The following is a 24,840-nucleotide window of genomic DNA, read 5'->3' on the forward strand; positions in this document are numbered from 1 at the left end:
AGCCAAGGGCATTTTTCATTGGAACAGAAGTTTCATCTGGTCAGCGCGTGTCCTCCACTCCAACACTTGCCAGCTCAGCGCCGCTGGACGATATCGCGGATCAGGCGACGTCCCGGGTGCAGGTGCTCGGCCAGTTCACGTTCCAGCGGCAGCGGCTCGCCACACAGTTGCGAGGCGATCAGTTCGGCGCACAGCGGGGCGGTGGTGAAGCCGCGTGAGCCGTGTGCGGTGGAGAGCCACAGGCCGGGCAGATGGGCGCCGCTTGACTGCGGGACGCGCTTCTTGGCATCGAAGGCCATGGCGGCGTAATCCTCACGCCATTGCGCGGCGTCCGGTGCCGGGCCGGCCAGCGGGCTCTTGTCGGGGCTCGCGGCGCGCCAGGCGACACGCCCCTGCCAGGCATCGTCTTCCAGCCTGACGCCACGCGACTGCTCCCATGCGGCGACGAAGGCGGGCAGGGCACTGCGCAGCTCGGCGACATTGGCGGCGTGGTCGGCCTCACGTACCGAGTCATCCTCATCGCGCGGGGCGAAGGTCGCGCCGAAGCTCAAGGTCACGCTGCCATCGGCGTGGCGCTGACAGGGCGAGACATAGCCACCGGCACACACCACGCTGTCGAGCATGGGCAGACCTGCTGCCTGTTCGGGCGCTACCGTGATCTCGCTGACCTGGCCACGAATCGGCTGCAGCGGCAGGTGTGCGAGCGGTGCAGGCAGGTGGGTCTGCTCGCCCAGCGCGACGATCAGCTGATCCACTTCCAGACAGTGGCCGTCGCTGGCTTCCAGCTGCCAGCGTGGCACGCCGTTGTCTGTCTCTGCGCCTTCCTCTCTGCCTTCCCCAGCCCCCAGCGACTGAATGGCCTCGATACGCGCCTGCAGAAAGCGGATACCCGGTGTGGCGGCGAGGTGCTGACAGAGTGCTTTGGGGCGCACCCAGCCCGCCACCGGATAGAAGAGACCGTCGAAGGTGATCTCGCTGCCGGCGATTCGGCTGGCCTCGCTGGCACTGACAGGCGTGATCAGCGCCTCGGGCAGCGGGTGATTGCCGAGGAAGCGCTGTTGACGCTTGCGCTCACGCTCGCTCGTGGCCAGCTGCAGCACGCCGCTGGCGGACCACAGAGTCTGCTCGGGGTCGAGGCTTGCCAGCCAGCGACGGCTGTACTGCAGTGCGGCCAGCTGGAGGCGACTAGCGGGATTGGTCTCGGCGGCCAGCTTGACGTAGAGCGCGCCCTGGCGATTGCCGGAGGCACGCGCGCCGGGGGCTTCGGCATCGATCAGCGTGACCTGCACGCCGCGCCGTGCCAGCGCCTCGGCGCAGCTGGTACCGGCAATACCGGCGCCGAGTACCGCGACATGCGTCTCGCGAGAAATGGGGGCGGGTTGGGGAGGCTGCGTCCAGGGCTGTTCCCGGCGCAGCGGATGCAGGGCGCCACGCACCGCATGCTCCTTCACGGGGGCATGACCGGATGCGGGAGAGGCATCAAGCCCCATCAGTGCGGCGCGCGCGGCGGCGGTCGGCTCGTCCAGCTCGCCGCAGATCATCTCGCGCTTCATGCCGTGGCCGGGCACCTTGCGCCATACGAAGCCTGCCGCGCGCAGACCACGCCGCACGAAGCCCGCGGCGGTGAAGGTGGCGAAGGTCGCCGTGGGGCGTGAGACGCCCGCCATGGCTGCGAACAGCTCGGGGGACCACATTTCCGGATTCTTCGATGGTGAGAAGCCATCGAGGAACCAGGCATCCACACCACCTTCCAGCCGTGAGAGACGCTCCACCGCGTCGCCGAAGTGCAGGTCCAGGGTGATGCGCTCGTCCAGCCACAGGCGATGCACGCCGAGCACTGCTGACGGCCATTGAGCCACCAGCGGCTTGGCGAGAGATGCAATATCCGGCCATGCGGACAGCGCACGTTCAAGGTCCGCTGCCTGCATCGGGTGCTTTTCCACCGAGACGACATGCAGACGAGCCTCCGCCGGGGCGGTAGCCAGAAAGCGCTGCGCGGCGCACAGGATATTGAGGCCGGTGCCAAAGCCGGTCTCGCCGATCACGAAGGGGCGCGCTTCCCGCCAGTCACGGAAACGCTCACTCAGCCGGTTACTGTCCAGGAAGACGTGCACGGTCTCGGCGCGGCCATCGTGGATCGAGAAGTACACATCGCCGTAATCGGTGGCCTGTGGCGCGGTGTCGTCCCACTCGAGCTGCGCCTCCTCCAATGCCGCCAGCGGCGCCAGCGGCACGTTCGGCACCACGCCGGGCGCCGTGACCGGCTCGATCGCGCTCGGTGGCGTCGTGGCAGGCTTGCGTGCCGCGGTGCCGGGGGTGTCCTGAGGCGACGTCTTTCGGGCTGACGCGGCGGCCTGATCAGGGGCTGGCTGATCGAAAGTTGATAGATCAGGAGCTGACGGATCGGGAGCTGACTGGCCGGGAGCGGGCTGGCGGGTAGAGGAGGGGCGATCGTTCACGGGCATTCCTGGCAGGAGGTCGAGCGGGAGAGCGGCACAGCGAGATAGCGGCAGAGCAAGGCCTGCAACGCAGACGACGGACAGCCAGGCTGTCCGTCGTCGGAAAGAAACCGTCGGTCAGGTGACCGACCGGGCGCCGGGCTAGGGCAGGGTCTGCTTGAAGGGCTTCACTTCGGCGCTTGCATAGACACCGGCGATGACGAAGGGGTCGGCATCGGCCCACTTCTGGGCGTCTTCGAGAGAATCGAACTCGGCGATGATGACGCTGCCGCTGAAGCCGGCTTCGCCCGGTGTTTCGCTGTCGATGGCCGGGTTGGGGCCGGCGATGACCAGGCGGCCGGCGGCGTGCAGCGCTTCCAGACGTGCCAGATGCGGCGGACGCGCCGCCATGCGCGCTTCGAGGCTACCTTCGACGTCCTGACAGACAATGGAGTAGAGCATCACGAATCATCCTTTTGAGAATTGGTCGAGGAAGCGTTCTCTTCCTGAGGGGCCTGCACCATATGACGGGACAGGTAGACGCCCTGAACGATGACGAACAGCAGTGTCAGACCGAGCATGCCGAACAGCTTGAAATCGACCCAGATGTCTTCCGAATAGTGACTGAAGACGTAGATGTTGAGGCCGCCCATGGCGAGGAAGAATACCACCCAGGCTAGGTTGAGGCGGTGCCAGATGGGGCGCGGCAGCTGAATCGCCTTTTCCATCATGCGCTCCACCAGCGGCTTGCCGCCGAACAGCGGCGACAGCAGGAAGGCGACGGCAAACAGCCAGTTGACCACGGTGGGCTTCCACTGGATGAAGGAGCTGTTGCCGAACAGCACGGTCGCGCCGCCCAGTACGACGACCAGCGCGAGGGTGACCAGCTGCATCTTCTCGACGCGCTTGTGGCGCCAATAGATGTACAGCACCTGCGCGAGGGTCGCGGGAATCAACACGGCGGTAGCCATGATCATGTCGCCAGTCATCTTGTAGACGGCGAAGAAGATCACGATCGGCAGAAAGTCGAGCAACATCTTCATGGGTAATGCGCACTCCTGAACACGACGACGCAGCCGTCGGGAAGGCAAGGGCCTGTGCGAGTGGTATCCTGTCTGACACCAGCGGCGCACCCCTGCCTGCATGTGCTCATTCTGCCGCCATTGCTGCCTGCTGACAAAGCCCCTGTATCTCCGGGCGCGCATCGCAGCCAATACTGCCAGACGTCTGTCGCGCTGGATCGCCTGCATCTCAGGCATCGCGTGGTACAGACGTTCATCCCGAGAGGTTCCCCGTGTCCGACGTCCCGTCCGACTCTTCGCCGATTTCCGCATCCCGCAAGCCGATCGAGTTTCGCCCGCTGCCCCAGCGCTTCGATTCCGATATTGAAGTGCCGGACATCGACCTGCACATGCACTCCACCGCCTCCGACGGCGGCATGGCACCGACAGAGCTGGTGGCGCTGGCCGCGCGGCGCGGTCTGTCACGCATGTCACTGACCGATCACGACAGCATGGAAGGCATCTTCGAGGCCCAGCAGGCCGCCCGCGCCGAGGGAATCTCGTTGCTGCCCGGCTGTGAGCTGTCAGTGCGCTGGCGCAACCAGACCATCCACATCGTCGCGTTGATGCCCGAGGGCGCCGGCGATGCGCTGAGTGCCGGCCTCAAGCAGCAGCACGAGGCGCGTGAGCGCCGCAGCCACGAGATCGCCACGCGCATGGAAAAGCTCGGGCTCGAGAATGCCTTCGAGCGCGCCCGTGAGCAGGCCACGCTGAGTGGCGCGGGCGACCGCCCGCTGTCACGCCCGGATTTTGCCCGTGCGCTGGTCGAGGCCGGGATTGCACGCAACCTGCAGGACGCCTTCAAGCGGCACCTTGGCGCGGGCCAGAAGGGCGACGTCAAGGCGCACTGGCCAGAGATGGAAGAGGCGGTGGGCTGGGTGCGTGCCGATGGCGGCATCGCCGTGATGGCGCACCCGATGCGCTACAAGCTGACGCGCACCAAGCGTGGCGAGCTGCTGCGTGACTTCATTGCCGCCGGTGGCGAAGGCGCGGAGCTGGTCAGCGGCTTCCAGAATATCGATCGCGCGCGAGACCTGGCGCGTCAGCTGGATGAGCTGGGCCTCTATGCCTCCGTCGGCAGTGACTTCCACTTCCCCGGCGGCCCGCTGGCACCCGGCAGCATGAGCCCGCCGCCGCGCACCAAGGTGCCGCCCGTGTGGTGTCATCCGCGCATCGCGCCCTTTTTTGCGGCCGACGCTGCCTCCATGTGATATCAAGAGATCACCGTGACGCCAGTCCGCCTGCCGGGCTGGCGCCCAGACGCAAGGAGCACCGCATGGGACAGTTCTTCCAGATTCACCCTGAAAATCCTCAGAAACGCCTGATCGACCAGGCCGTCGCCATCATCCAGCAGGGGGGCGTGATTGCCTATCCGACCGACTCCGGCTACGCGCTGGGCTGTCATCTGGGTGAGAAGAAGGCCATCGAGCGCATCAAGCGCCTGCGTCAGCTGGACGACAAGCACAACTTCACCCTGGTGTGTTCTGACCTCTCGGAAATCGGCACCTACGCCAAGGTCGACAACGCCATCTTTCGTCTGCTCAAGAGTCACACGCCGGGCGCCTATACCTTCATCCTGCAGGCGACTTCCGAAGTGCCGCGTCTGCTGCTGCACCCCAAGCGTCGCTCCATCGGCGTGCGGGTGCCGGACCACGCCATCACCCACGCCCTGCTGGAAACCCATCGCGAACCGCTGATGAGCGTGACGCTGATTCCGCCGGGTGAGGAGTTGCCGATGACGGACGCCGAAGAGATTCGCGAACGCTTCGGACACGCGCTGGATCTGGTCATCGATGGCGGCGCCTGCAGCTTCGAGACCACCAGTGTGGTGGACCTGCGCGAGCTGCCGCCGGTGATCGTGCGTGAAGGGCGCGGCGATATCTCGAGCTTCACGGAGTGATCGCGACAGCGTAGCGCTTCACGGCGCTGGCTGACATCGCCTTGCCACACGAAGACGCCCCCGGACCTTGCGGTCGCGGGGGCGTTGTCATTTCTGAGGCATTGTCATTTCCGAGGCGTTGTCGTGGGCTGAGTGACACTCGGCTTCATCAGCTGCGGTCGCGGTCGGGGGAGTCGTCGCCTGGGGAGGCGGTTTCCTCCTTCGCTGGCGGCTCGGTGTCGGGCTCTGGTCCAGATCCAGGTTCGGGGTCTGAGTCTGTCTCAGGCTCAGGTTCCGGTTCCGGTTCCGGCTCCGGTTCCGGCTCGCGTGGGTCGCGGGTGTCCTCATCCAGCCAGGTGCCGCAGAACTTGCAGTACTTGGCGTTGCGGTCATGGCCTTCACGCCCACAGCCCGGGCAGGCTTCGTCGCTGGTCTGCTGCATGCGCAGGCCGTTGAGGACCTCGGCCGAGAACACCCCGGTGGGCACGGCGAGAATCGAGTAGCCGAGAATCATCATCAGCGCCGAGATGAATTGCCCCAGCGGCGTAATGGGCGCGATGTCGCCATAGCCCACCGTCGTCAGCGTCACCACGCCCCAATAAAGCGCCTTGGGGATGGAGGTGAAACCGGCCTCTGGCGGCTCGATCAGATAGATCAGGGCGCCGAACACCGTGACGATGCTGAGCACGGTGATGAAGAACAGCAGGATCTTGCGCCGACTGCGCGTCATGGCCTCGACCAGCATGCGGCCCTCGCCGACGAAGGCCATCAGGCGCAACACGCGGAACAGGCGCAGCACACGCAGTACGCGTACCACCAGCAAGGCTTGGGCGCCCGGTATCAGCAGCGACAGCCAGGTGGGGGCGATCGACAGCAGGTCGAGCACGCCGTAGAAACCCTTCGCCCAGGTGCCGGGATGCTTCAGGCAGTAGAGGCGGACGGCGTATTCCAGCGTGAAGATGATCGTGAAGCCCCACTCCATGATGCGGAACAGTTCGCCGTATTGCGCATTCAGCGAGGGGACGCTGTCGAGCATCACCACGGCGACACTGGCGAAGATCATCAGGATCAGGCCGATGTCGAAGGCCTTGGCCGCCTTGGTGTCGGATTCGAAGATCCAATGGAACAGTCGCGCGCGCAGTCGACCTGTCGCGGGCTCGTAGTCGCTGGGGTGCGAGGGGGCCGCTGGGGGGCTTTGCGGAGTGCTGCCATATTCATTGGCAGGGCCCTGGCGTTCAGGCATGCAGGCTTCCTTGACGGGCGTGACGACGCCGGATGTATGTCAGGGCGTATCGGGGATGTCTCAGTGTGTGACCTTCAGTGACTGCCCGGCCGTTGTCCATCAGTCAGTGGTCTAGCGCCTGGCAGCTGGGCAGTCAGTGTCGTGCTGAGGTTCAGCTGCGCAGTGTCGCGAGCAGTGACAGGCTGTGCTGGCCGAAGTCGCGAGTCGCCCAGTCCTGTGAAGCGTCGCCGTCGCTGCTTTCCAGCGCCTCGACCAGCGCCACCGCATGGATATGGCCGGGATGCTGACAGGCGGCCAGCCGTGTTGCGAGCGCCGACAGGGCGGCCAGCGCATGCGCGTGCCACTTGAGGTCGTCTTTCGCCTGACGGTCGGCGTGGGCATCGAGTGCATCGATGGCGGCGGACAGCAGCGCGCCCGGGTCAGCGGTATCCAGCGTCTTCTCATGCCATTCGCCATCCCGCAGCGCCGCGCCGCGCTTGGCCTTGCTGGCATCTGCCGGACGCAGTGCCAGGCGGCTGGCCAGTGAATCCGCCAGCTGCCAGAGCACGCCTTCTCTCACCTCGGGGGCGAGTTCTTCGCCGCCGGTCAGCTCGAGCTCGATCTCCTGGATGGCCACTTCGCGACCACCGGCCTTCACCGCGCCCAGGTCCAGCGCCAGCTCGACGCCGACGGTGACCTGCTCATCGCTCAGATTCTCGTCGCTAGATGTCGCCGTGACGTCGAGCTGCCAGGCATGGCGCTCGAAATCGGTGCTGAAACTGGGCGCGAGCGCATTCAGCAGCTGCTCGCGGGCGCCGTCTTCCAGTGCCTGCAAGGGCGGCAGGCCCCGCAGGCCGTCGAGGTCGAGGCCGGTCTGGCCCTCTGGCAGCTCCCACTCCCATTCGCCGCGAGAATGCAGCCCGCCATGGCTCTCGCCGCTGGTCTTGAGCGTCTGGCGCAGGGCGCCCGTGCTGTCGGCGTCCTCACCGCTCTGGCGCAGACGCAGCGCCATGCGCGCGCGCTCCAGCGCATGCTCGGGGGTGTCGAAGTAGGTGTTGGCCAGCCAGCGCCGCCTAGGGGTGACCGTTGCCAGCTCTGCAATGCTCGTCAGTGTTTCCAGAATGGCGTCGCGATCAATGACGGGTTGAGACAGTGCCAGTTTGAGTTCGATTTCCTGCGCCATGATGGGCACTCCCTGTACAGATGAAAGAAGACGGATGCTGACGGATGAGGATGACAGTGGCGCCAGGACCGCAGAGCCTTCGGCAAGCGTGGTGCATGGTGGTGAAGGCCCATGTGTCTCATGCTCGCGCCTGGCCTGCGGCAAGGCAAGCACGGGGAGTGGCAAGGGCATGGTGAGCGTCGGCTTGTTGGTGTGATCACACTTGTGTGACAGCATGATGACATTGCGGTGACAGCGATTGCCTGACGTCACGTCCTTGGTTATATTACGATCAGTGGATCAAGCCAGCGACCACGGGTCCTGCTGCTACATGACAATCTCTCCTCTGGAATCCTTCGTGTTCCCCCGAACTGCCGCTGTTGTTGCGTAAACTACAACAGCATGGCGGTATCATGACGTTACGATGAAAGTTATGTGATCGTCACAAAGGCTTTGCTACACTCCGCGCGTCAATCCTTAACGCCGACGGCCACTATGGTAACGACCAACCCTTTCTCTTCGATGTTCGGGCGCTCGCCTTTCAAGGCGCTGCACACCCACATCATCAAGACCGACGAGTGCGCCCAGCACTTGCTGACCTTCTTCGACGCCTGCGAGCAGGGTGATTGGGAGCAGGCAGCCAGCATTCGCAAGACTATCAGCAGGCTGGAGCGTGAAGCGGACGAGTTGAAGACGCAGCTGCGTCTCAACCTGCCCAACTCGCTGTTCCTGCCGGTCTCGCGCTCCGACCTTCTCGAGCTGATCCATGTCCAGGATTCCATCGCGAATGTCACCAAGGACATCGCCGGGATCATGCTGGGTCGTCATATGCAGATACCCGCCGCACTGGTGCCCGCCATGCGTGAGTATCTCAAGACTGCGGTCGAATCGGTCTGCCAGGCGCGTCGTGCGTTGGGTGAACTGGAAGACCTCGTCGAGTCCGGTTTCGGGCGCAACATGAGCGAGCTGGTCGACAAGCTGATCAACGAGCTGCATGAGCTCGAGAAGCAGTCCGACGAACAGCAGATCGCCATCCGCCAGACCCTGTTCTCGCTGGAAGCCAGTCTCCCGCCCGTCGATGTGATCTTCCTCTACAAGATCATCGATTGGGTCGGCGATGTGGCTGACCAAGCGGAAAAGGTCGGTACCCGACTGCAGATCCTGATGGCGCGCTGAGCGCCATCAGGACGTCCTGCCATCTGTCCAAGAGTCTTCTATGTCCATCATTGCTCAATACGGCGATGTGCTCGTCATTCTTGCCTGCCTGTTCGGCTTCTTCATGGCATGGGGTGTGGGTGCGAATGACGTTGCCAATGCCATGGGAACCTCGGTAGGTTCCAAGGCGATCACCATCAAGCAGGCGATCATCATCGCCGTGATCTTCGAATTCCTCGGTGCCTGGCTTGCCGGTGGTGAGGTGACTGACACCATCCGCAAGGGCATCATCGACCCTTCACTGCTGATCGAGAATCCGCAGTTCCTGGTCTACGGCATGCTGGCCTCACTGCTGGCCGCCGGTATCTGGCTGCTGATCGCTTCCATGAAGGGCTGGCCGGTCTCGACCACCCACTCCATCGTCGGCGCCATCGTCGGCTTCTCCGCTGCGGGGCTGGGCGTGGACGCCGTCGAGTGGTCCAAGGTCGGTCAGATCGCAGCCTCCTGGCTGGTCTCGCCGCTGCTGGCGGGCTCCATCGCCTTCGTGCTGTTCAAGTCCGTGCAGACGCTGATCTTCGACAACGAAGACCCGTTCGCGGCCGCCAAGCGCTACGTGCCGATGTACATGTTCCTGGTCGGTTTCATCATCTCGATGGTGACCATGGTCAAGGGCCTCAAGCATGTCGGCCTGCACCTGAGCTTCGAATCCAGCCTGCTGCTGGCCGTCGTCATCGGCGCCATCGTGATGGGTATCGGCGTGTTGATGGAGCGCAAGGTCGCGCGTTCACGTCTCAAGGAGAAGAATCGCGCCACCGGTGACGACTTCGACTTCAGCGGCGTCGAGAAGGTCTTCGGCCTGCTGATGATGTTCACCGCCTGTGCGATGGCCTTTGCCCACGGCTCCAACGACGTGGCCAATGCGGTCGGTCCGCTGGCGGCCATCATCAGCGTCGTCGACTCTGCCGGTCAGATCGGCGCCAAGGCGAGCATGCCGTGGTGGGTGCTGGTACTGGGCGGCGGCGGTATCGTCTTCGGTCTGGTCACCTATGGTCGCCGCGTCATCGCCACCGTCGGTACCGGCATCACTGAGCTGACGCCGTCACGCGGCTTCGCGGCCACCCTGGCGGCGGCCTCCACCGTGGTGCTGGCCTCCGGCACCGGCCTGCCGATCTCCACCACCCACACCCTCGTCGGTGCGGTGCTGGGGGTAGGTCTGGCACGCGGCATGGCAGCGCTCAACCTGCGTGTCATCGGCACCATCGTGATGTCCTGGCTGATCACTCTGCCGGCCGGCGCGATCCTGTCGATTCTGTTCTTCTTCATGTTCAAGGGCATGTTCGGCTAAGCCGACGCATGGTTCAGAGCCTGAGCCTTGGCTCGAGCAGACGCTCTGCATGAGATGAACGGAAAAACGAGAAAGGCGACCTTCGGGTCGCCTTTCTCGTGTCTGACACATGGATGTCAGGGGGGCACCGCTCGCCGTGCAGGCTGCGGCGCTGATATGATGATTCATGGGCATGCCTGACATGCCATTTTCCCTCTCTCCTGCCCGGAGCTGGCTCTTGAACACGCGTTTCCCCTTCGCGGACTGGTTTCGCAACTCCTCTCCCTATATCAATGCCCATCGCGGCCGTACCTTCGTCATTCTGATCGAGGGCGATGCCCTGTCCTCGTCACGACGAACGCAGTTGATACAGGATCTGGCGTTGCTGCATACCCTCGGCGTGAAGCTGGTGGTGGTGTTCGGGGTGCGCCCGCAGGTGGCCGAGGCGTTGCAGGCTGCCGGTGTCGAGGCGGACCGTCATCAGGGCCGCTGGGTGGTGACGCGCGAGATTCTCGGCCATCTGGAGCAGCAGGTCGCCACGCTGCGCCTGCGCCTTGAGGCCAGTCTGTCCCAGGGACTGCCCAATACGCCGCTGCATGGCGTGGAGCTTTCCGCCGTCTCCGGCAATCTGGTGATGGCCAAGCCGCTGGGCGTGCGTCATGGCGTCGACTTCCTGCATGGCGGTGAGGTGCGTCGCGTGCGCAGCGAGGCGATCCAGGGGCTGCTCTCGCAGCAGGCCATCGTCGTGCTGCCGCCGCTGGGCTATTCCAGCACCGGTGAGGTGTTCGATCTGGACGCCGCTGAGGTCGCCGAACACGCCGCCGTGGCGCTGGCCGCTGACAAGCTGATCCTGCTTGGCGAAGGGGAGGGCCTGTTCGGCGAAGACGGCGAGCTGCTGCGTCAGCTCAATCCGGAGGAGGCTGCGCTGATGGCGCCGCCCCGCGATGACGACAGCGAGCTGTCGCGCCATCTGGCCGCTGCCTGTGGCGCCGCACGGCGTGGCGTCGGGCGCACTCACCTGTTGAGCTGGCGCGACCGTGACGCCCTGCTGGGTGAGTTGTTCACCCGTGACGGTATCGGCACCATGATCACGCGTCAGGGCTACGAGCAGCTGCGCAAGGCGCGGCTCGAGGATGTCGGTGGCCTGCTGGCGCTGCTGGGGCCGCTGGAGCAGCGTGGCATCCTGGTGGCCCGCTCGCGGGAGCGCCTCGAACATGAGATCGACGACTATGTGGTGCTGGAGCGCGATGGCATGGTCATCGGGTGCGCGGCGCTGCATCTCAGCCGTGACGCCGCCATGGGCGAACTGGCCTGCGTGGCCGTGCATGATGATTATCGCCGCGGACAGCGCGGCGAGCAGCTGCTGGCCGAGATCGAGCTGCGCGCGCGTCGCGCTGGCGTCGAGCGTCTGTATGCGCTGACGACCCACACCGTTCACTGGTTCATCGAGCACGGTTTCGTGTCGGCTGGCCTGCAAGACCTGCCGCCCATGCGTCGTGAGGCCTACAACTCGGCGCGCAACTCCAAGGTATTGCTCAAGTCGCTCTAGTCACACCTCGCTTGCCTGCCAGTGTGAATCGCTCAGAGAACACTCGCTGATGACCCCCACGATAAGGGCAGATCAGCGGGTGTTCTTGCGTAGGTGTCGCAGTTTCCCCTCACCCCTTGCGGAGTTGTCTTGCAAAGGAGACGTTTCAAGGTATTGATTTTAAAACGGAAAACAGCATGACTCGTATATGTGTTGGCAAATCGCGACGAATCGGCCAGTAAAACATGACGCTGTGTGCCGTCCGGGGCAACATTGGCATGTAAGTCGCCGTGTTCTATATTTCAAGTCATTGTTTTGTAAAGTATTTTCGTGTTTATGGCACGCCTTTGGCAATAGGTACCGTGAGCAAGAGATATGCGGTGCATCATCGGCCCTTTCTCTGGCCTTCCAGCGATGACGGTACTCACTACCCTGTGCGCTCCGTGATCGCTGACAGGCCAAGCGTCTGCTCCACGCGATGTGTGACTTCAGGTTGCGATGAGACAGGTACGGCCCCTGGTGGGCATGGACAGTATCTTGAGGGCAAGGACGCCCGGGCAAGGATGCCCGAAACCGATGCGGTAGCCGGAGAGATTGGCTGCCGTCATCCCCGAATTGACGATCGAGGCGGGCAAGTCGGCAAGCCATCCGACTCGATCATCCACATTGCGATGTGTTGCCCCCTGCTTCACATCCGATAGGGAGCGCGGACGCTGTCCGGCGTGAACGTCAACTGACCTGGAACGACCACCAGGTGACGTTCTTTTCTCCCGGGCCTGACAGGCAGACCACCTGTCAGGCCCGCCAATCACGTGGTGCCTCTGGTCTCCAGGTACCAGAGGCACCACGTGATGACTGACCCTTCAGTTCCCTGCGTACTTGGGGCCGGCTATGCCGGCCCTCTTTTTTTGTGCGTCTAGCGCTGAATGGCCAACAATTTCATGCGAAACGTTGCCAATGGGGCGGTTTGTCTCGTGGCAGCGTGATGATTTGAATAAGAGTCATATTTATTAACGAACTGGCAACCGCGATGGACGCTGGTGAACTCTGGTATTCTAGGAAGACGTGATTCGATGATGACCACCCCTTTCTTGCATAGAGTTCTTTCCATGGCCTCCACAGTGTCACGACGCTGGCGTCCCCGCTCGCTGCCGCAGCTGGTTCTGATGGCATTTCTGGTGGTGATGCTGCCGATTGCCGTGCTCATGTTTCAAGCAGGGCAGGCGCTGTCGGAGTTGTCGGAACTGGCGGATGTCAGTGCCCGCCAGGCCGTCGACCAGACCCGCCGCGCCCGCACGCTGACCAATCTCGCCGTCGAGATGGAGCGTAGCGCCCGCCAGTACGCCGTGCTGGAAAATCCCGATCTGATGAAGATCTACGCCGACAAGGCCAACAGCTTCCGCACCTTGCTGGATGAGCAGGCGCGGCTGTTGGGCGAGGGGGACCCCCGCGTCAGCGAGTTGAAGGCGACGCTGTCACAGCTCGAACGCATGCCCGAGATGAGCGTTGACCAGGTCAGTCGTCATCTGGAAGATTTCGGGCCCTTCTCGATCCAGGCCAGCGGCCTGCTCAACTCCACGCGTGAACTCGTCGATGCGCGTATCGAAGGCATCCGCGCTCGCGCCTCCCAGGTCAAGAATCAGCTGTGGTGGCAGACCGCCGCGCTGGTCTCCATCAGTCTGCTGTTGATGCTGTTCTTCACCTGGCTGATCATCCGTCCCATCCGGCAGCTGGAGCGGCGCATCAATGGCCTGGGCAGCGGCACCGACAGCGAGCGACCCATCGTCATCAAGGGGCCGGCGGAGCTGGTGCAGCTTGGCGAGCGTCTCAACTGGCTGTCGACGCGTCTGGATGAGCTGGAGGAGCAGAAGCAGCAGTTCCTGCGCCACATGTCGCATGAGCTCAAGACCCCGCTGGCCAGCATCCGCGAAGGTACCGGTCTGCTGATCGACGAGGTCGCCGGGCCGCTGAGTCCGCACCAGGCCGAGATTCTTGGCCTGCTGGATGATTCCAGCAAGGAATTGCAGAAGCTGATCGAGCAACTCCTCGACTACAATCTGCTGCAGCACAATCAAGGTCTCGAACAGAGCCGCTTCGATGTGCATGAAGTGTTCAAGGAAGTGCTGGCAAAACATCGCCTGGCACTGGAAAAGAAGGGCATGCGCGTGCATCTTCCGCCTGCCAGCCTCAGTTGGGAGGCAGACAGGCCGCGTACCGGGCGTATTCTCGACAACCTGATCTCCAATGCCATCGCCTATGGCGAAGACAGCGGTGACCTGTGGTTGAGAGCCCGCAAGGAACGTCGCAAGCTGGTCATCGAAGTCGCCAACAGCGGTGAGCCCATCGCCGCCCAGGACCGTGACCACCTGTTCAAGCCCTTCTATCAGGGCGCGGTGAAGCGCAAGGGCCCGCTCAAGGGTTCGGGTATCGGTCTCTCGGTCGCCGCTGACAGCGCCCGCGCCCAATTTGGTCAATTGGCGCTGGTGGATGACCCCAAGGCGGATGTCTGCTTCCGGCTGACATTGCCGACACCGAGTCGCTCGCTGACGTCAGGGGAAGGTAGTGAGCATGAACCGCAGGCAGACAGGGATGCCGCCGGGGCGGATCAGCAGTCCACACCACATGAAATGGCGTCATTGAACGCCATCAAGCACGCAAGGAACTGAAGTGATGAAGGGTCAACGACTACTGATGCGCCTGGCCGCAGGCGTATTGCTCAGTACGCTTAGCGCCTGTGGCGCCCTGACCAATATCACCATGCCGGGCAGCGAGCCGGAAGTGGTCAGCCCGAGTGTGCGGGAGAGCTGCTACGGCGCCGGTGATCTGCCGGATTTCACCGGCGAGGACTGTCTGCTGGATGAATGGGTCGCCTTCGCGTTGCAGGCCCAGCGTGGCAACAGCGACTGGCGCGAAAGTACCCTGCTGCAGCTGGAAGGCAACCGTCACGACCGTCGCCTCGCGCGTGCCATCGTGCTCAGCTGGGGCGATGAATCGGACTGGCAGCTGGCCTCCGACCTCTACAAGGCGGACCTGCCCACCGCCCCGAGCCGCCTGCAGCCGCTGCTTCGCCAGTGGCTCAATGGCCTCGAGGAGCGTCGCGGTCTGATCGCCGAGCGTGACAAGAATGACGGTGCCCGTCGCAAGCTCAGCGCCGAGAACGCCCAGCTGACCAAGAAGCTGGAAGCCTTGACGGCCATCGAAGAATCGATCAATTCGCGCCGCCAGAGCACGCCCTGAGCCATCAGCGGCAGACTCTGGCCACGACCCTGTCACTCAATCCCCGTGATTGCATGACGCAAGACTGTGCGGCCCCGACGTCGATGTCCCCAGGCCCTCGGGTGTCGCAAGGAGAGTTAGTGTGAAATACGCACAAGCGCATATTCTGCTCGTCGATGATGATGCGAGCCTGCTCAAGCTGCTCGGCATGCGTCTCGAAAGCCGTGGCTTCAAGGTCACGACGGCCAGCAGCGGCCGCGAGGCGCTCAGCCGTCTCGAAGCCGCACGTCCAGACCTGGTCCTGTCCGACCTGCGCATGGATGAAATGGATGGCATGGCCCTGTTCGGTGAGCTGCAGAAGCGTCAGCCGGGCATGCCCGTCATCCTGCTGACCGCACACGGCTCCATCCCTGATGCCGTCAGCGCCACCCGTCAGGGCGTGTTCAGCTTCCTGACCAAACCGGTCGACAAGGACGAGCTGTTCGCCGCCATCGATGAGGCTTTGGCCCAGGCGCCGCCCGTAAAGGAGGGTGACGATGCCTGGCGCGCTGGCATCATCACTCGCTCCCCGCAGATGGAGCAGATTCTCGAGCAGGCGCGCATGGTAGCGGCATCCGATGTCAGCGTGCTGGTCACCGGTCCGTCCGGTTCGGGCAAGGAGCTGATGGCCAAGGCCATCCACAACGCCAGCCCGCGTGCCTCGCGTCCCTTCGTTGCCATCAATTGTGGCGCGCTGCCGGAGCAGCTGCTGGAAAGCGAGCTGTTCGGTCACGCCAAGGGCTCGTTCACTGGCGCGGTCAGTGCCCATCAGGGCCTGTTCCAGGCCGCGGACGGTGGCACCCTGTTCCTCGACGAGATCGGCGACATGCCACTGGCGCTGCAGGTCAAGCTGCTGCGTGCACTGCAGGAGCGTCAGATTCGCCCGCTGGGGTCCACCACCTCGGTGCCCATCGATGTGCGCATCATCTCCGCCACGCACCGCAATCTCGACAAGGCGATGCATGATGGCGACTTCCGCGAAGACCTCTACTACCGCCTCAACGTGGTCAATCTGAAGCTGCCCGCCCTGCGCGAGCGTGCCGAGGATGTGCCGCTGCTGGCCAAATACCTGATCAGCCAGGCCGCCGCGCGCCACAAGCCGTTCGTGAAGGGCTTCTCGCCGGAAGCACTCAACCTGCTGGCCTCCAGTGCCTGGCCGGGCAACGTGCGTCAGCTGGTCAACGTGGTCGAGCAGTGTGTCGCGCTCACCAGCTCCTCGATGATTCCGGAAGCGCTGGTCTCCCAGGCGCTGGCGGCGGAAGAGAACGCCTTGCCGTCCTTCTCCGAGGCGCGTGCCGGCTTCGAGCGCAGCTACCTGATCAAGGTGCTGAAGATCACCGAAGGCAACGTGACCCAGGCGGCGCGTATCGCCGGGCGTAACCGCACCGACTTCTACAAGCTGCTGGGGCGTCATGATCTGGAGCCGGGCGTGTTCAAGCCGGGCGCCGAGCAGGGACCGCCTGATTTCTAGGTTTATCGCGTCCGAAGCCACGCGAAGGGCGCAAGGTCAAAAGCGATCCAGCGCGCCCGCTGCCACGCGAAGGGCGCAAGGTCAAAAGCGATCCAGCGCGCCCGCTGCCGCGCGAAGGGCGTGAGGTCAAAGCGGCCCAACGCGTCCGTAGCCATGCGAAAGGCATGAGGTCAGAAGCGGCTCGATGTGTCTGACGTGAAGCGCCCATGAAAAAGCCCCGTTACCGGTTCCGGTAGCGGGGCTTTTTTCGTCGTGTTCTCGTCATGCGAGGCAAGACAGGAGGTCAGGGGCGCGGCTTGTAGCGGCGTTTGACCTCGACGGCCAGGCGGCCTTCGCCGAGGCGAATGGAGAGCATCTCGCCGGGCTGGGTCTGGTGGGCAGCGCGAATCACCTTGCTGTCGCCGGGTGCCGGCGTCTGGCTGCTGCCGACGCGTTCGACGATGGCGTAGCCACGGTTGAGCACATTGAGCGGACTGACCGCATTCAGTGCGCGCATAGCGCCTTCCAGGCGCTCACGGTCAGCGGCCAGGCGACGTGGCAGGGCGTTGTTGAGGCGCGGGGTCAGCATCGCCAGTTGCTGACGATGGCGCTGGATGTCGCGCGCGGGGCTGGCCTGCTGTAGACGGCGGGTCAACTGGTCGGCCTTCTGCTGCTCACGGGTCATGCGCATGCGCACTGCGGCGTGCAGGCGGCGTTCCAGCTCGCGGGCCCGCTGGCGCTGGGTTTCCAGCTCACGGGCCGGATGGCGCAGGCGCGAGCGGGCATGATCCAGACGCTGCGCCGCCTGGTCGAGGCGGGCACGCTGCGCACGCCATAGACGCTGCTTGAGGGCACTCAGCTGCTGCACCTGGGCGCGTTGGTCCGGGTACAGCGCCTCGGCTGCGGCGGAGGGCGTCGGCGCACGCAGGTCGGCGGCCAGCTCCGCCAGGGTGGTATCGGTCTCGTGGCCGATGGCCGCCACCACCGGCAGGCGCGAGTGGAAGATGGCGCGCGCCAGATGCTGGTCATTGAAGGCCCACAGGTCTTCCAGACTGCCGCCGCCACGCGTGATCAGCAGTGCATCACAGTCGCTGTCGCGGTTGGCCATCGCCACGGCGCGAATCAGCTGTGGCACCGCCTGCGGCCCCTGCACGGCGACCGGCAACACGCTCAGATGCGCCTGGGGCCAGCGCTTGCGCGTCACCGCGATCACGTCCTGCAGCGCCGCACCGGTGGCGGAGGTGATCACGCCCAGATGGCGCGGCGGATGGGGCAGGGCGCGCTGATTGGCGAACACGCCCTCGGCCGCCAGTTGCTCCTTGAGGCGCGCCAGTCGCGCCAGCCACTCCCCCAGCCCCGCCTGCTGCAATACCTCGACGATCAACTGATAGTCGCCGCGCGCCTCGAACAGTGACACCTTGGCGCGCACCCGCACCCGATCTCCGTCCTTGGGCTTCTCGCGCAGAAACTGGGCACGGCTCTTGAACAGCGCACAGCGCACCTGGGCGTTGTCATCCTTGAGCGTGAAGTAGCAGTGGCCGGAGCGTGGCTGCGAGAAACCCGAGATTTCCCCCTCGATCCACAGCTCCCCCAGGCCTCGCTCCAGCAGGCCCTTGGCCTCGCGGTTGAGCTGGGTCACGCTGATGGCGTTGGCGGCAGACGAGGTTTCGAACACGCGACATTCCTTGTATGGGAGCGAGTGAGGGCGCGGGGCGGAAGCTTGGCCGAGTGAGGTGGACATGATGCCACAGGCGAGAAGTGAGAGACGATTCAAAGCGACCCGTGGGCTGCGCTTGCCAGCGCCCAGCGAGGCTTGGCTCTGGCAAGGTGACTCACTGCCCGCCAGGCCGCAGGCCGCGCCATTCGTGGCTTTAGTTGACCAGATGGTTAGTGTCATCGGGACGAGATGTTGCGAGTTTGATAGCCTGCGACGTTTGTCTCGAGTGGGGCGAATGGGTTATCATGGGTGATTACCTCGCAGCAACCGCTAGAACCGTAGTCATGGCGCCTGTCCATCGGGCCCTGCACTGCGGCTTTCGCGCATCCCTCATAAACTGCTACTGGGCGTTCGACATGCTACGTATAGCGCAAGAAGCTCTGACGTTTGATGACGTTCTTCTCGTCCCCGGCTACTCCGAGGTCCTCCCCAAGGACGTCAGCCTGAGATCACGTCTCACACGCGACATCAGCGTCAATATCCCGCTCATCTCCTCTGCGATGGATACCGTCACCGAAGCTCGCCTGGCCATCGCCATGGCGCAGGAAGGCGGTGTCGGCATCATCCACAAGAGCATGAGCATCGCCCAGCAGGCCGCGGAAGTCCGCAAGGTCAAGAAGCACGAGAGCGTCATCGTGCGTGACCCGGTCACTGTCAGCCCGAAGGCCAAGATCCAGGATCTGCTGGCGATGTCCGAGGAGCATGGCTACTCCGGCTTCCCGGTGGTCGAGGGTGAATACCTGGTCGGCATCGTCACCGGTCGCGACATGCGTTTCCAGCCTGACTTCAGCGATACCGTCGCCGGCATCATGACCGGCCGCGAGAAGCTGGTCACCGTGCTGGAAGGCACGCCGCTCGAGCAGATCAAGGCCAAGCTGCAGGAAAGCCGCATCGAGAAGATGCCGATCGTCGATGACGAATTCCGCCTGCGCGGTCTCGTCACCGTGCGCGACATCGAGAAGGTCAAGACCTACCCGAACGCCGCGAAGGACAGCAACGGCAGCCTGCTGGTCGGCGCCGCCGTCGGCACCGGCCCGGAAACCCCGGACCGCGTCGCGGCGCTCGCCGAAGCCGGCGTTGACGTCATCGTTGTCGACACCGCTCACGGTCACTCCAAGGGCGTGATCGACCGCGTCGCCTGGGTGAAGGAGCATCATCCGAAGATTCAGGTCATCGGTGGCAACATCGCGACCGCCGAAGCCGCCATCGCCCTGGCAGAAGCCGGCGCGGACGGCGTCAAGGTCGGCATCGGCCCGGGTTCCATCTGCACCACGCGCATCGTCGCCGGTGTCGGTGTGCCGCAGATGAGCGCCGTCGCCAACGTCGCGGCCGCCATGGCCAAGTACGACGTGCCGGTCATCGCCGATGGCGGTATCCGCTTCTCCGGTGACATCGCCAAGGCCATCGCCGCAGGCGCCAGCATCGTCATGATCGGCGGCCTGCTCGCCGGTACCGAGGAAGCGCCGGGTGAAGTCGAGCTGTTCCAGGGCCGTACCTACAAGGCGTATCGCGGCATGGGTTCCATGGGCGCCATGTCCCAGACCCAGGGTTCCAGCGACCGTTACTTCCAGGACAAGAATGCCGGCGTCGAGAAGCTGGTACCGGAAGGCATCGAAGGCCGCGTGCCCTACAAGGGCATGATGAGCGCCATCGTGCACCAGCTGATGGGCGGCCTGCGTGCCTCCATGGGCTACACCGGCAGCCAGACCATCGAAGAGATGCGCACCAAGCCGCAATTCGTGCAGATCACCGGTGCCGGCTTCGCCGAATCCCACGTCCACGACGTGCAGATCACCAAGGAAGCGCCCAACTATCGGCGCGACTGAGACATAGCGAAGCGCGACGTAAAGCGGGAGCCCAACACGGGTTCCCGCTTTGCTTGGGTCGAACGAACTTTCGGTATCGGCTACCCTCGATGCCAGATTGTTTCGGCCCTGCGCTCCCTCGCAGCTCCGAAGCGGGTCTCACGACTCCCCAATGAGAGACTGAAGATGCAAGACATCCATTCCCACAAGATCCTGATCCTCGATTTCGGTTCCCAGTACACACAGCTGATCGCGCGTCGCGTGCGTGAGCTGGGCGTGTTCTCCGAGGTGCGTGCCTTCGACATCACCGAAGAAGAGATCCGCGAGTACAACCCCAACGGCATCATCCTGGCCGGTGGCCCGGAATCCGTCACCGAGCTGGACTCGCCGCGTGCGCCCGAGTGCGTGTTCGAGATGGGTCTGCCGGTGTTCGGCATCTGCTACGGCATGCAGACCATGGCCGAGCAGCTCGGCGGCAAGGTCGAAGGCTCCAACGTGCGCGAATTCGGCTATGCCCAGATTCGTGTCGATGGTGAGTCCGCGCTGTTCAAGGACATCAAGGACCACCTGGACGACGAAGGCCGCCCGCTGCTCGACGTCTGGATGAGCCACGGTGACAAGGTCGCGAAGGTCCCGGAGACCTTCACCGTCACCGCCTCCACCCCGAGCTGCCCGATCGCCGCCATGGCGTGGGAAGAGAAGCAGTTCTACGGCGTGCAGTTCCACCCGGAAGTCACCCACACCCTGCAGGGCCAGCGCATCCTCGAGCACTTCGTGATCGAGATCTGCCAGTCCGAGCGTCTGTGGACCCCGGCCAAGATCATCGAAGACCTCACCGATCGCGTTCGCGCTCAGGTCGGTGACCGCAAGGTGCTGCTCGGCCTGTCCGGCGGCGTCGACTCCTCCGTGGTCGCGGCGCTGCTGCACAAGGCCATCGGCGACCAGCTGACCTGCGTCTTCGTCGACAACGGCCTGCTGCGCAAGAAGGAAGGCGACCAGGTCATGGAAACCTTCTCTCGCCACATGGGCGTCAAGGTCATCCGTGTTGATGCCGAAGACCTCTTCCTCGGCAAGCTGGCTGGCGTCAGCGATCCGGAAGCCAAGCGCAAGGCCATCGGCAACACCTTCATCGAAGTGTTCGATGCCGAAGCCGCCAAGCTCAAGGACGTCGACTTCCTCGCCCAGGGCACCATCTACCCGGACGTGATCGAATCCGCTGCCAGCAAGACCGGCAAGTCCCACGTCATCAAGTCCCACCACAATGTCGGCGGCCTGCCGGACGACATGAAGATGGAACTGGTCGAGCCGCTGCGCGAACTGTTCAAGGACGAAGTCCGCAAGGTCGGCCTCGAACTCGGCCTGCCCTACGACATGGTCTACCGTCACCCCTTCCCGGGGCCGGGTCTGGGCGTGCGTATCCTCGGTGAAGTGAAGAAGGAATACGCGGACATCCTGCGTGAAGCCGACGCCATCTTCATCGAAGAACTGCACAACTTCGGCTGGTACCACAAGACCAGCCAGGCGTTCGCCGTCTTCCTGCCGGTCAAGTCCGTCGGCGTCGTCGGCGATGGCCGTCGTTACGAGTGGGTCATCGCCATTCGTGCCGTCGAGACCGTCGACTTCATGACGGCCCGCTGGGCGCACCTGCCGTATGAGCTGCTGGAGAAGGTCTCCAATCGCATCATCAACGAGCTGGAGCACGTCTCGCGCGTCACCTATGACGTCAGCAGCAAGCCGCCGGCCACCATCGAGTGGGAATGATCGCCTGACGATCATCCCTCGCTGAGCTGAGGCAGCGTTGTGTCTTGACGGTCTCTTGAGCTGATCGATACAAGAACGCAGCAAGCAAAAAGCCCTTCTGGCCATTGGCCGGAAGGGCTTTTTTTGTGGACGCGATTCAGGAAGTGCTTACCGCCTTGTTTACTGCAGTTCGGATCACTCCTGCTCGGCTGTCTCCTTCCTGGCCTTCTGCAGGTTCAGCCGGACGCCGTGAGAAGAGTGGAAGAAGCCGAAACCGGCCAGTGGGCGAGTGTCGCCATCGGGAGTCTGCCAGTAGACATCGGCGCGGTGATTGCGGACTTCGTGCATCACGGCATCGTATTGCAGTAGCAGTGAGCCCGGTTCGGGCTTTTCGGTCGTCACGTTCCATTGGGTGATGACCAGCACGTAGTCGCCGAGTTGTGGTTGATAGGTGGATTCGAGATGCGCCCCGTTCAGCCTCAGCGGCAGGCTGTCGCCATCCTCGGAGAGCGCGAGGTGGTGACTGAGGTAGTCGCCGAGCTGATCCACCAGTGGCTGCGGCAGGGGCTGGCCTGATGCCTGCTCACCAAGGGTTGCCAGTTCCGGCGCGGCGATCAGCAGGTCTTCACGCGGGAATTGGAGCGAGAGGTGCAGCGTGTGCTGCGGTTGCTGCTCGAATGTCAGCACGCTGCCGGGCAGGGCGTGGGCGTGAGCCGTCTCGATGAGGCCGCCTCCCGCCCCGCTGACCCCATTGCCGAGGGAGATCACGGCAAGGGCGAGCAGGGCGGTGCGCCAGGAAGCGCGCCGGCTCATTCGGTCTGGCCGCCGTAGTCGTCGGTGCGATCCCGCCATACCGAGTGCGGGTGGTTGCCGACCTTGTCGGTGGACTTGTTCGACTGCAACGAGAATTCGATCCACAGCGAGGGGCCGTGGATACGCACGTAATCGTTCTCGGCGCTGACCTGCGGCGTGCCGGAGAAGCCGAGGTAGGTGTCCGAAAGCTCTGCGGTGTACTTCGCCATGTAGGCCTTGGCCTCCGGCGCGGAGATGTCGTCCACGTAGGTCTCGATGGCGGTGAGCAGCAGCGCTTGCTGGTCGTCATCCAGCTCGGAGACGGGAATGCCTTCATAGCTATCGGGGATGGCATCGTCGGCCTGGGGGCCAGCGAGGATGTCACGGTAGGTGCCTTCCAGCGTCGCCTTAGCCTTCTGATCATCGGAGAGCGAGCTCAACAGGGTGGCGAAGGCATCGCGTTCCTGAGTCAGCGGCTCGTTCACGCGCCCGTTCATCTCGAAATACGGAAAGGGTTCCACGCCACGGAAGGAGGGCGTGGCCCCGGCCAGCTTGCCGTCGGTGTAGGTGTTGGCGAAGGCCATATGGTGGCCGCCGTAGTAAAGCTCCCAGGTGCCGCTCTCACCCGGTGTGCCGAGGAAGGCGAACTTGGTGTTGTAGGAGGAGTAACCGGCCTTGTAGTCGGTGCTGACGGTGTTGATGTAGTCGTCGGCGTTGAGCGTCTGAATCATCTCGTCGAAGCCTTCATCCGGCGCATGGCCGGTGGCTTCCAGCATGATGGCTTTGACGAGGCCGCGCTGCTTGATGCTCAGCTCGCCCAGCAGCACGCCGGGGCGTTTCGGGAAGGCACCGGCTGGCAGGTTGCTCCAGTTCTCGGCCTCTGCGAGGGAATAGTCATGCTGCAGGTTCTGCAGGATGGCATCGTCGGAGATGTCGGCCTTGAGCAGATCAATCAGGCACAGCATGCGCTCGTAGCCGGGCGTGTCGCCGCACTCGGCGGCGCTCTCGGGGATCGGTACGCTCTGCATCTGGGTGCTGGTATCGCCCATGCGCGCGCGCAGCGCCTCGCTCAGGGCCTGGTCTTCCGCTGACATCGGCGGCGGGCCATCGTGATCGGGCGGCGGCCCGTCGTGCCCTTGTTGTGCGAGGACGGGGAAGGACAGGAGCGCGGCCAGCGCGGCTCCTCCGGTCACTGCGAGACGTCGGGACATCGATAGGCCTATTTTCCGGGGACGAAGGAAAACCTTAGCCCGCCTGATGTCGAGCAGGAAGCCTTCACCCGATGATTTCTTTGTGCACATGCCGTGGGCTGTGCGTCGGTTGGCGACGACAGCCACGGGGCATGTACGGCTCACGCCAGTGTCAGGTCACCGTCGTATTCGAAGCGTCTTTCCTCGCCGGTGACGGGATCAATGAACTCGAACCCCTTGGAGAGCAGCTGCAAGGGGCGCGCGTAATCATCCGGCGAGAGCGGTTGCAGCTCGGGGTAGTAGCGGTCATTCAGGATCGGCCAGCCCAGCGTCTGCATATGCACGCGTAGCTGGTGGGTTCTGCCGGTGACAGGGTGCAGCTCGAACAATGCCTGGTGGTCTGTCTGCTCCACGCAGCGAATCACCGAGTGGCTGTTGGCCGCGCCGTCGGTGATATGAATGCGAAAGCGTTGCTCGCTCTGTTCGAGACGATTCTTCACCTCCCACTGCTGGCCCACCAGGGATTCATCGCTGTGTATTTCGGCGATGGCCTGATAGGTCTTGTGGATATTTCGCGACTTGAACAGTTGATGGTAGAGGGGGCGCGTGTCGGGATTGACGGAGCACAGCACCAGCCCCGCCGTGACTCTATCCAGCCGATGCACCGCCTGCAGCGCCTCTATCCCGGTGCGCTTGCGAAGTCGCTGCTGCAGGCACTCGTTCACGTACAGGCCACCGGGCGTCACCGGCAGAAAATGCGGCTTGTAGGCCACCAGGATGTGCTCATCCTGATGGAGAATCCGCTCCGCGAAGGGGATGCTCGGCTCGCGCGCCACCTCACGGTAATAGAAGACGCGCAGATGTGGCTGGTAGGGCGTCTGCGGGGTGATCAATGCGCCATCCTCGCGATGCACCTTGCCGGTGGCCATGCGCTCGCGCCAGGTGGCCTCATCGATGGCCGGAAACTTCTGCAGCAGATATTCCAGTACCGTCGCCACGCCGGGGTTGATCTGCGGCAGGCTCAGCTTGGAGGGGCGGGCGGAAATGGACATGGAAGGCCTGAGGTTGAGGGGAGCGGCTTGAGGGAGCCATTGTACAGGGAGTGGTGGGGAAAGATGGGAA

The 24,840-nt window shown here is 63.9% G+C and carries 19 protein-coding genes; 10 read left to right on the plus strand and 9 right to left on the minus strand.

Annotated features, from left to right (window positions below; translation table 11 throughout):
• Positions 1-74: 74 nt before the first annotated feature.
• The 3 genes from mnmC to F8A90_RS01900 all read right to left on the minus strand — a co-directional run bounded on the left by mnmC (position 75) and on the right by F8A90_RS01900 (position 3,481).
• Positions 75-2,459: a bifunctional tRNA (5-methylaminomethyl-2-thiouridine)(34)-methyltransferase MnmD/FAD-dependent 5-carboxymethylaminomethyl-2-thiouridine(34) oxidoreductase MnmC gene (gene mnmC / locus F8A90_RS01890; RefSeq protein ID WP_325096935.1), complete on the minus strand. Its 2,385-nt coding sequence runs from the start codon at positions 2,457-2,459 to the stop codon at positions 75-77.
• A gap of 141 nt (positions 2,460-2,600) precedes the next feature.
• A complete protein-coding gene (locus F8A90_RS01895) occupies positions 2,601-2,900 on the minus strand; it encodes a YciI family protein (protein ID WP_166019740.1) in 300 nt (99 codons plus the stop codon).
• Positions 2,900-3,481 carry a septation protein A gene (locus F8A90_RS01900; RefSeq protein WP_043333711.1) on the minus strand — a complete coding sequence of 194 codons (582 nt, stop codon included), beginning with the start codon at positions 3,479-3,481 and terminating at the stop codon, positions 2,900-2,902. The genes F8A90_RS01895 and F8A90_RS01900 overlap by 1 nt, the downstream gene beginning before the upstream one ends.
• Before the next feature lie 368 nt (positions 3,482-3,849).
• On the opposite strand from F8A90_RS01900, the gene F8A90_RS01905 reads away from it, so the two are divergent.
• Together F8A90_RS01905 and F8A90_RS01910 are read left to right on the plus strand one after the other, a co-directional pair.
• Positions 3,850-4,710, plus strand: a complete 861-nt coding sequence (locus F8A90_RS01905) for a PHP domain-containing protein (protein ID WP_200019835.1) — start codon at positions 3,850-3,852, stop codon at positions 4,708-4,710.
• A gap of 65 nt (positions 4,711-4,775) precedes the next feature.
• On the plus strand, positions 4,776-5,399 hold the full coding sequence (locus F8A90_RS01910; protein WP_054555307.1) for an L-threonylcarbamoyladenylate synthase: 624 nt from the start codon (positions 4,776-4,778) through the stop codon (positions 5,397-5,399).
• Positions 5,400-5,547: 148 nt separating this feature from the next.
• On the opposite strand, the gene F8A90_RS01915 is transcribed toward F8A90_RS01910, so the two are convergent.
• A complete protein-coding gene (locus F8A90_RS01915; RefSeq protein ID WP_200018666.1) occupies positions 5,548-6,621 on the minus strand; it encodes an ion transporter in 1,074 nt (357 codons plus the stop codon).
• A gap of 151 nt (positions 6,622-6,772) precedes the next feature.
• Positions 6,773-7,783 carry a CYTH domain-containing protein gene (locus tag F8A90_RS01920; RefSeq protein WP_200018668.1) on the minus strand — a complete coding sequence of 337 codons (1,011 nt, stop codon included), beginning with the start codon at positions 7,781-7,783 and terminating at the stop codon, positions 6,773-6,775.
• A gap of 474 nt (positions 7,784-8,257) precedes the next feature.
• Between F8A90_RS01920 and F8A90_RS01925 the strand changes: the two genes are divergently transcribed.
• From F8A90_RS01925 to glrR, 6 genes are all read left to right on the plus strand, one after another.
• Entirely contained in the window at positions 8,258-8,938 is a 681-nt protein-coding gene (locus tag F8A90_RS01925) for a TIGR00153 family protein (RefSeq protein WP_166019743.1), read from the plus strand.
• Between the two features lie 40 nt (positions 8,939-8,978).
• Positions 8,979-10,262 (plus strand): inorganic phosphate transporter, encoded by a 1,284-nt coding sequence (locus F8A90_RS01930; protein WP_107335585.1) that lies wholly within the window; start codon positions 8,979-8,981, stop codon positions 10,260-10,262.
• Between the two features lie 217 nt (positions 10,263-10,479).
• Positions 10,480-11,790: an amino-acid N-acetyltransferase gene (argA, locus tag F8A90_RS01935; protein ID WP_200018670.1), complete on the plus strand. Its 1,311-nt coding sequence runs from the start codon at positions 10,480-10,482 to the stop codon at positions 11,788-11,790.
• Positions 11,791-12,878: 1,088 nt separating this feature from the next.
• On the plus strand, positions 12,879-14,435 hold the full coding sequence (locus F8A90_RS01940; RefSeq protein WP_166019745.1) for a sensor histidine kinase: 1,557 nt from the start codon (positions 12,879-12,881) through the stop codon (positions 14,433-14,435).
• A 4-nt stretch (positions 14,436-14,439) separates the two neighbouring features.
• Positions 14,440-15,006, plus strand: coding sequence for a hypothetical protein (locus F8A90_RS01945; RefSeq protein WP_200018672.1), 567 nt, complete (start codon positions 14,440-14,442; stop codon positions 15,004-15,006).
• A gap of 121 nt (positions 15,007-15,127) precedes the next feature.
• Entirely contained in the window at positions 15,128-16,495 is a 1,368-nt protein-coding gene (gene glrR, locus F8A90_RS01950) for a two-component system response regulator GlrR (RefSeq protein WP_054555312.1), read from the plus strand.
• Positions 16,496-16,778: 283 nt separating this feature from the next.
• On the opposite strand, the gene xseA is transcribed toward glrR, so the two are convergent.
• Positions 16,779-18,149: an exodeoxyribonuclease VII large subunit gene (gene xseA / locus F8A90_RS01955; protein WP_233593401.1), complete on the minus strand. Its 1,371-nt coding sequence runs from the start codon at positions 18,147-18,149 to the stop codon at positions 16,779-16,781.
• A gap of 398 nt (positions 18,150-18,547) precedes the next feature.
• Here xseA and guaB point away from each other — a divergent pair, with 398 nt between their 5' ends.
• Positions 18,548-20,017 carry an IMP dehydrogenase gene (guaB, locus tag F8A90_RS01960; protein ID WP_166019753.1) on the plus strand — a complete coding sequence of 490 codons (1,470 nt, stop codon included), beginning with the start codon at positions 18,548-18,550 and terminating at the stop codon, positions 20,015-20,017.
• A 165-nt stretch (positions 20,018-20,182) separates the two neighbouring features.
• Positions 20,183-21,757, plus strand: coding sequence for a glutamine-hydrolyzing GMP synthase (gene guaA / locus F8A90_RS01965; RefSeq protein WP_166019754.1), 1,575 nt, complete (start codon positions 20,183-20,185; stop codon positions 21,755-21,757).
• Positions 21,758-21,931: 174 nt separating this feature from the next.
• Here guaA and F8A90_RS01970 read toward each other — a convergent pair whose 3' ends face one another.
• The 3 genes from F8A90_RS01970 to F8A90_RS01980 all read right to left on the minus strand — a co-directional run bounded on the left by F8A90_RS01970 (position 21,932) and on the right by F8A90_RS01980 (position 24,770).
• The gene (locus F8A90_RS01970; RefSeq protein ID WP_200018676.1) at positions 21,932-22,549 is read right to left on the minus strand and encodes a hypothetical protein; all 618 of its coding nucleotides are present in this window, start codon (positions 22,547-22,549) and stop codon (positions 21,932-21,934) included.
• A complete protein-coding gene (locus F8A90_RS01975; protein ID WP_200018678.1) occupies positions 22,546-23,739 on the minus strand; it encodes a DUF3500 domain-containing protein in 1,194 nt (397 codons plus the stop codon). Before F8A90_RS01975 ends, F8A90_RS01970 begins: the two co-directional genes overlap by 4 nt.
• Before the next feature lie 140 nt (positions 23,740-23,879).
• On the minus strand, positions 23,880-24,770 hold the full coding sequence (locus tag F8A90_RS01980; protein WP_200018680.1) for a pseudouridine synthase: 891 nt from the start codon (positions 24,768-24,770) through the stop codon (positions 23,880-23,882).
• Positions 24,771-24,840 lie beyond the last annotated feature (70 nt).

It is taken from the genome of Cobetia sp. cqz5-12 (assembly GCF_016495405.1).
Classification (GTDB): Bacteria; Pseudomonadota; Gammaproteobacteria; order Pseudomonadales; family Halomonadaceae; genus Cobetia.

Coding starts and splice junctions, on each gene's coding strand:
- F8A90_RS01895 (WP_166019740.1), bottom strand. CDS start 2,900: ATGCTCTACTCCATTGTCTGTCAGGACGTCGAAGGTAGCCTCGAAGCG.
- F8A90_RS01900 (WP_043333711.1), bottom strand. CDS start 3,481: ATGAAGATGTTGCTCGACTTTCTGCCGATCGTGATCTTCTTCGCCGTC.
- F8A90_RS01905 (WP_200019835.1), top strand. CDS start 3,850: ATGCACTCCACCGCCTCCGACGGCGGCATGGCACCGACAGAGCTGGTG.
- F8A90_RS01910 (WP_054555307.1), top strand. CDS start 4,776: ATGGGACAGTTCTTCCAGATTCACCCTGAAAATCCTCAGAAACGCCTG.
- F8A90_RS01915 (WP_200018666.1), bottom strand. CDS start 6,621: ATGCCTGAACGCCAGGGCCCTGCCAATGAATATGGCAGCACTCCGCAA.
- F8A90_RS01920 (WP_200018668.1), bottom strand. CDS start 7,783: ATGGCGCAGGAAATCGAACTCAAACTGGCACTGTCTCAACCCGTCATT.
- F8A90_RS01925 (WP_166019743.1), top strand. CDS start 8,258: ATGGTAACGACCAACCCTTTCTCTTCGATGTTCGGGCGCTCGCCTTTC.
- F8A90_RS01930 (WP_107335585.1), top strand. CDS start 8,979: ATGTCCATCATTGCTCAATACGGCGATGTGCTCGTCATTCTTGCCTGC.
- F8A90_RS01940 (WP_166019745.1), top strand. CDS start 12,879: ATGGCCTCCACAGTGTCACGACGCTGGCGTCCCCGCTCGCTGCCGCAG.
- F8A90_RS01945 (WP_200018672.1), top strand. CDS start 14,440: ATGAAGGGTCAACGACTACTGATGCGCCTGGCCGCAGGCGTATTGCTC.
- guaB (WP_166019753.1), top strand. CDS start 18,548: ATGCTACGTATAGCGCAAGAAGCTCTGACGTTTGATGACGTTCTTCTC.
- guaA (WP_166019754.1), top strand. CDS start 20,183: ATGCAAGACATCCATTCCCACAAGATCCTGATCCTCGATTTCGGTTCC.
- F8A90_RS01970 (WP_200018676.1), bottom strand. CDS start 22,549: ATGAGCCGGCGCGCTTCCTGGCGCACCGCCCTGCTCGCCCTTGCCGTG.
- F8A90_RS01975 (WP_200018678.1), bottom strand. CDS start 23,739: ATGTCCCGACGTCTCGCAGTGACCGGAGGAGCCGCGCTGGCCGCGCTC.
- F8A90_RS01980 (WP_200018680.1), bottom strand. CDS start 24,770: ATGTCCATTTCCGCCCGCCCCTCCAAGCTGAGCCTGCCGCAGATCAAC.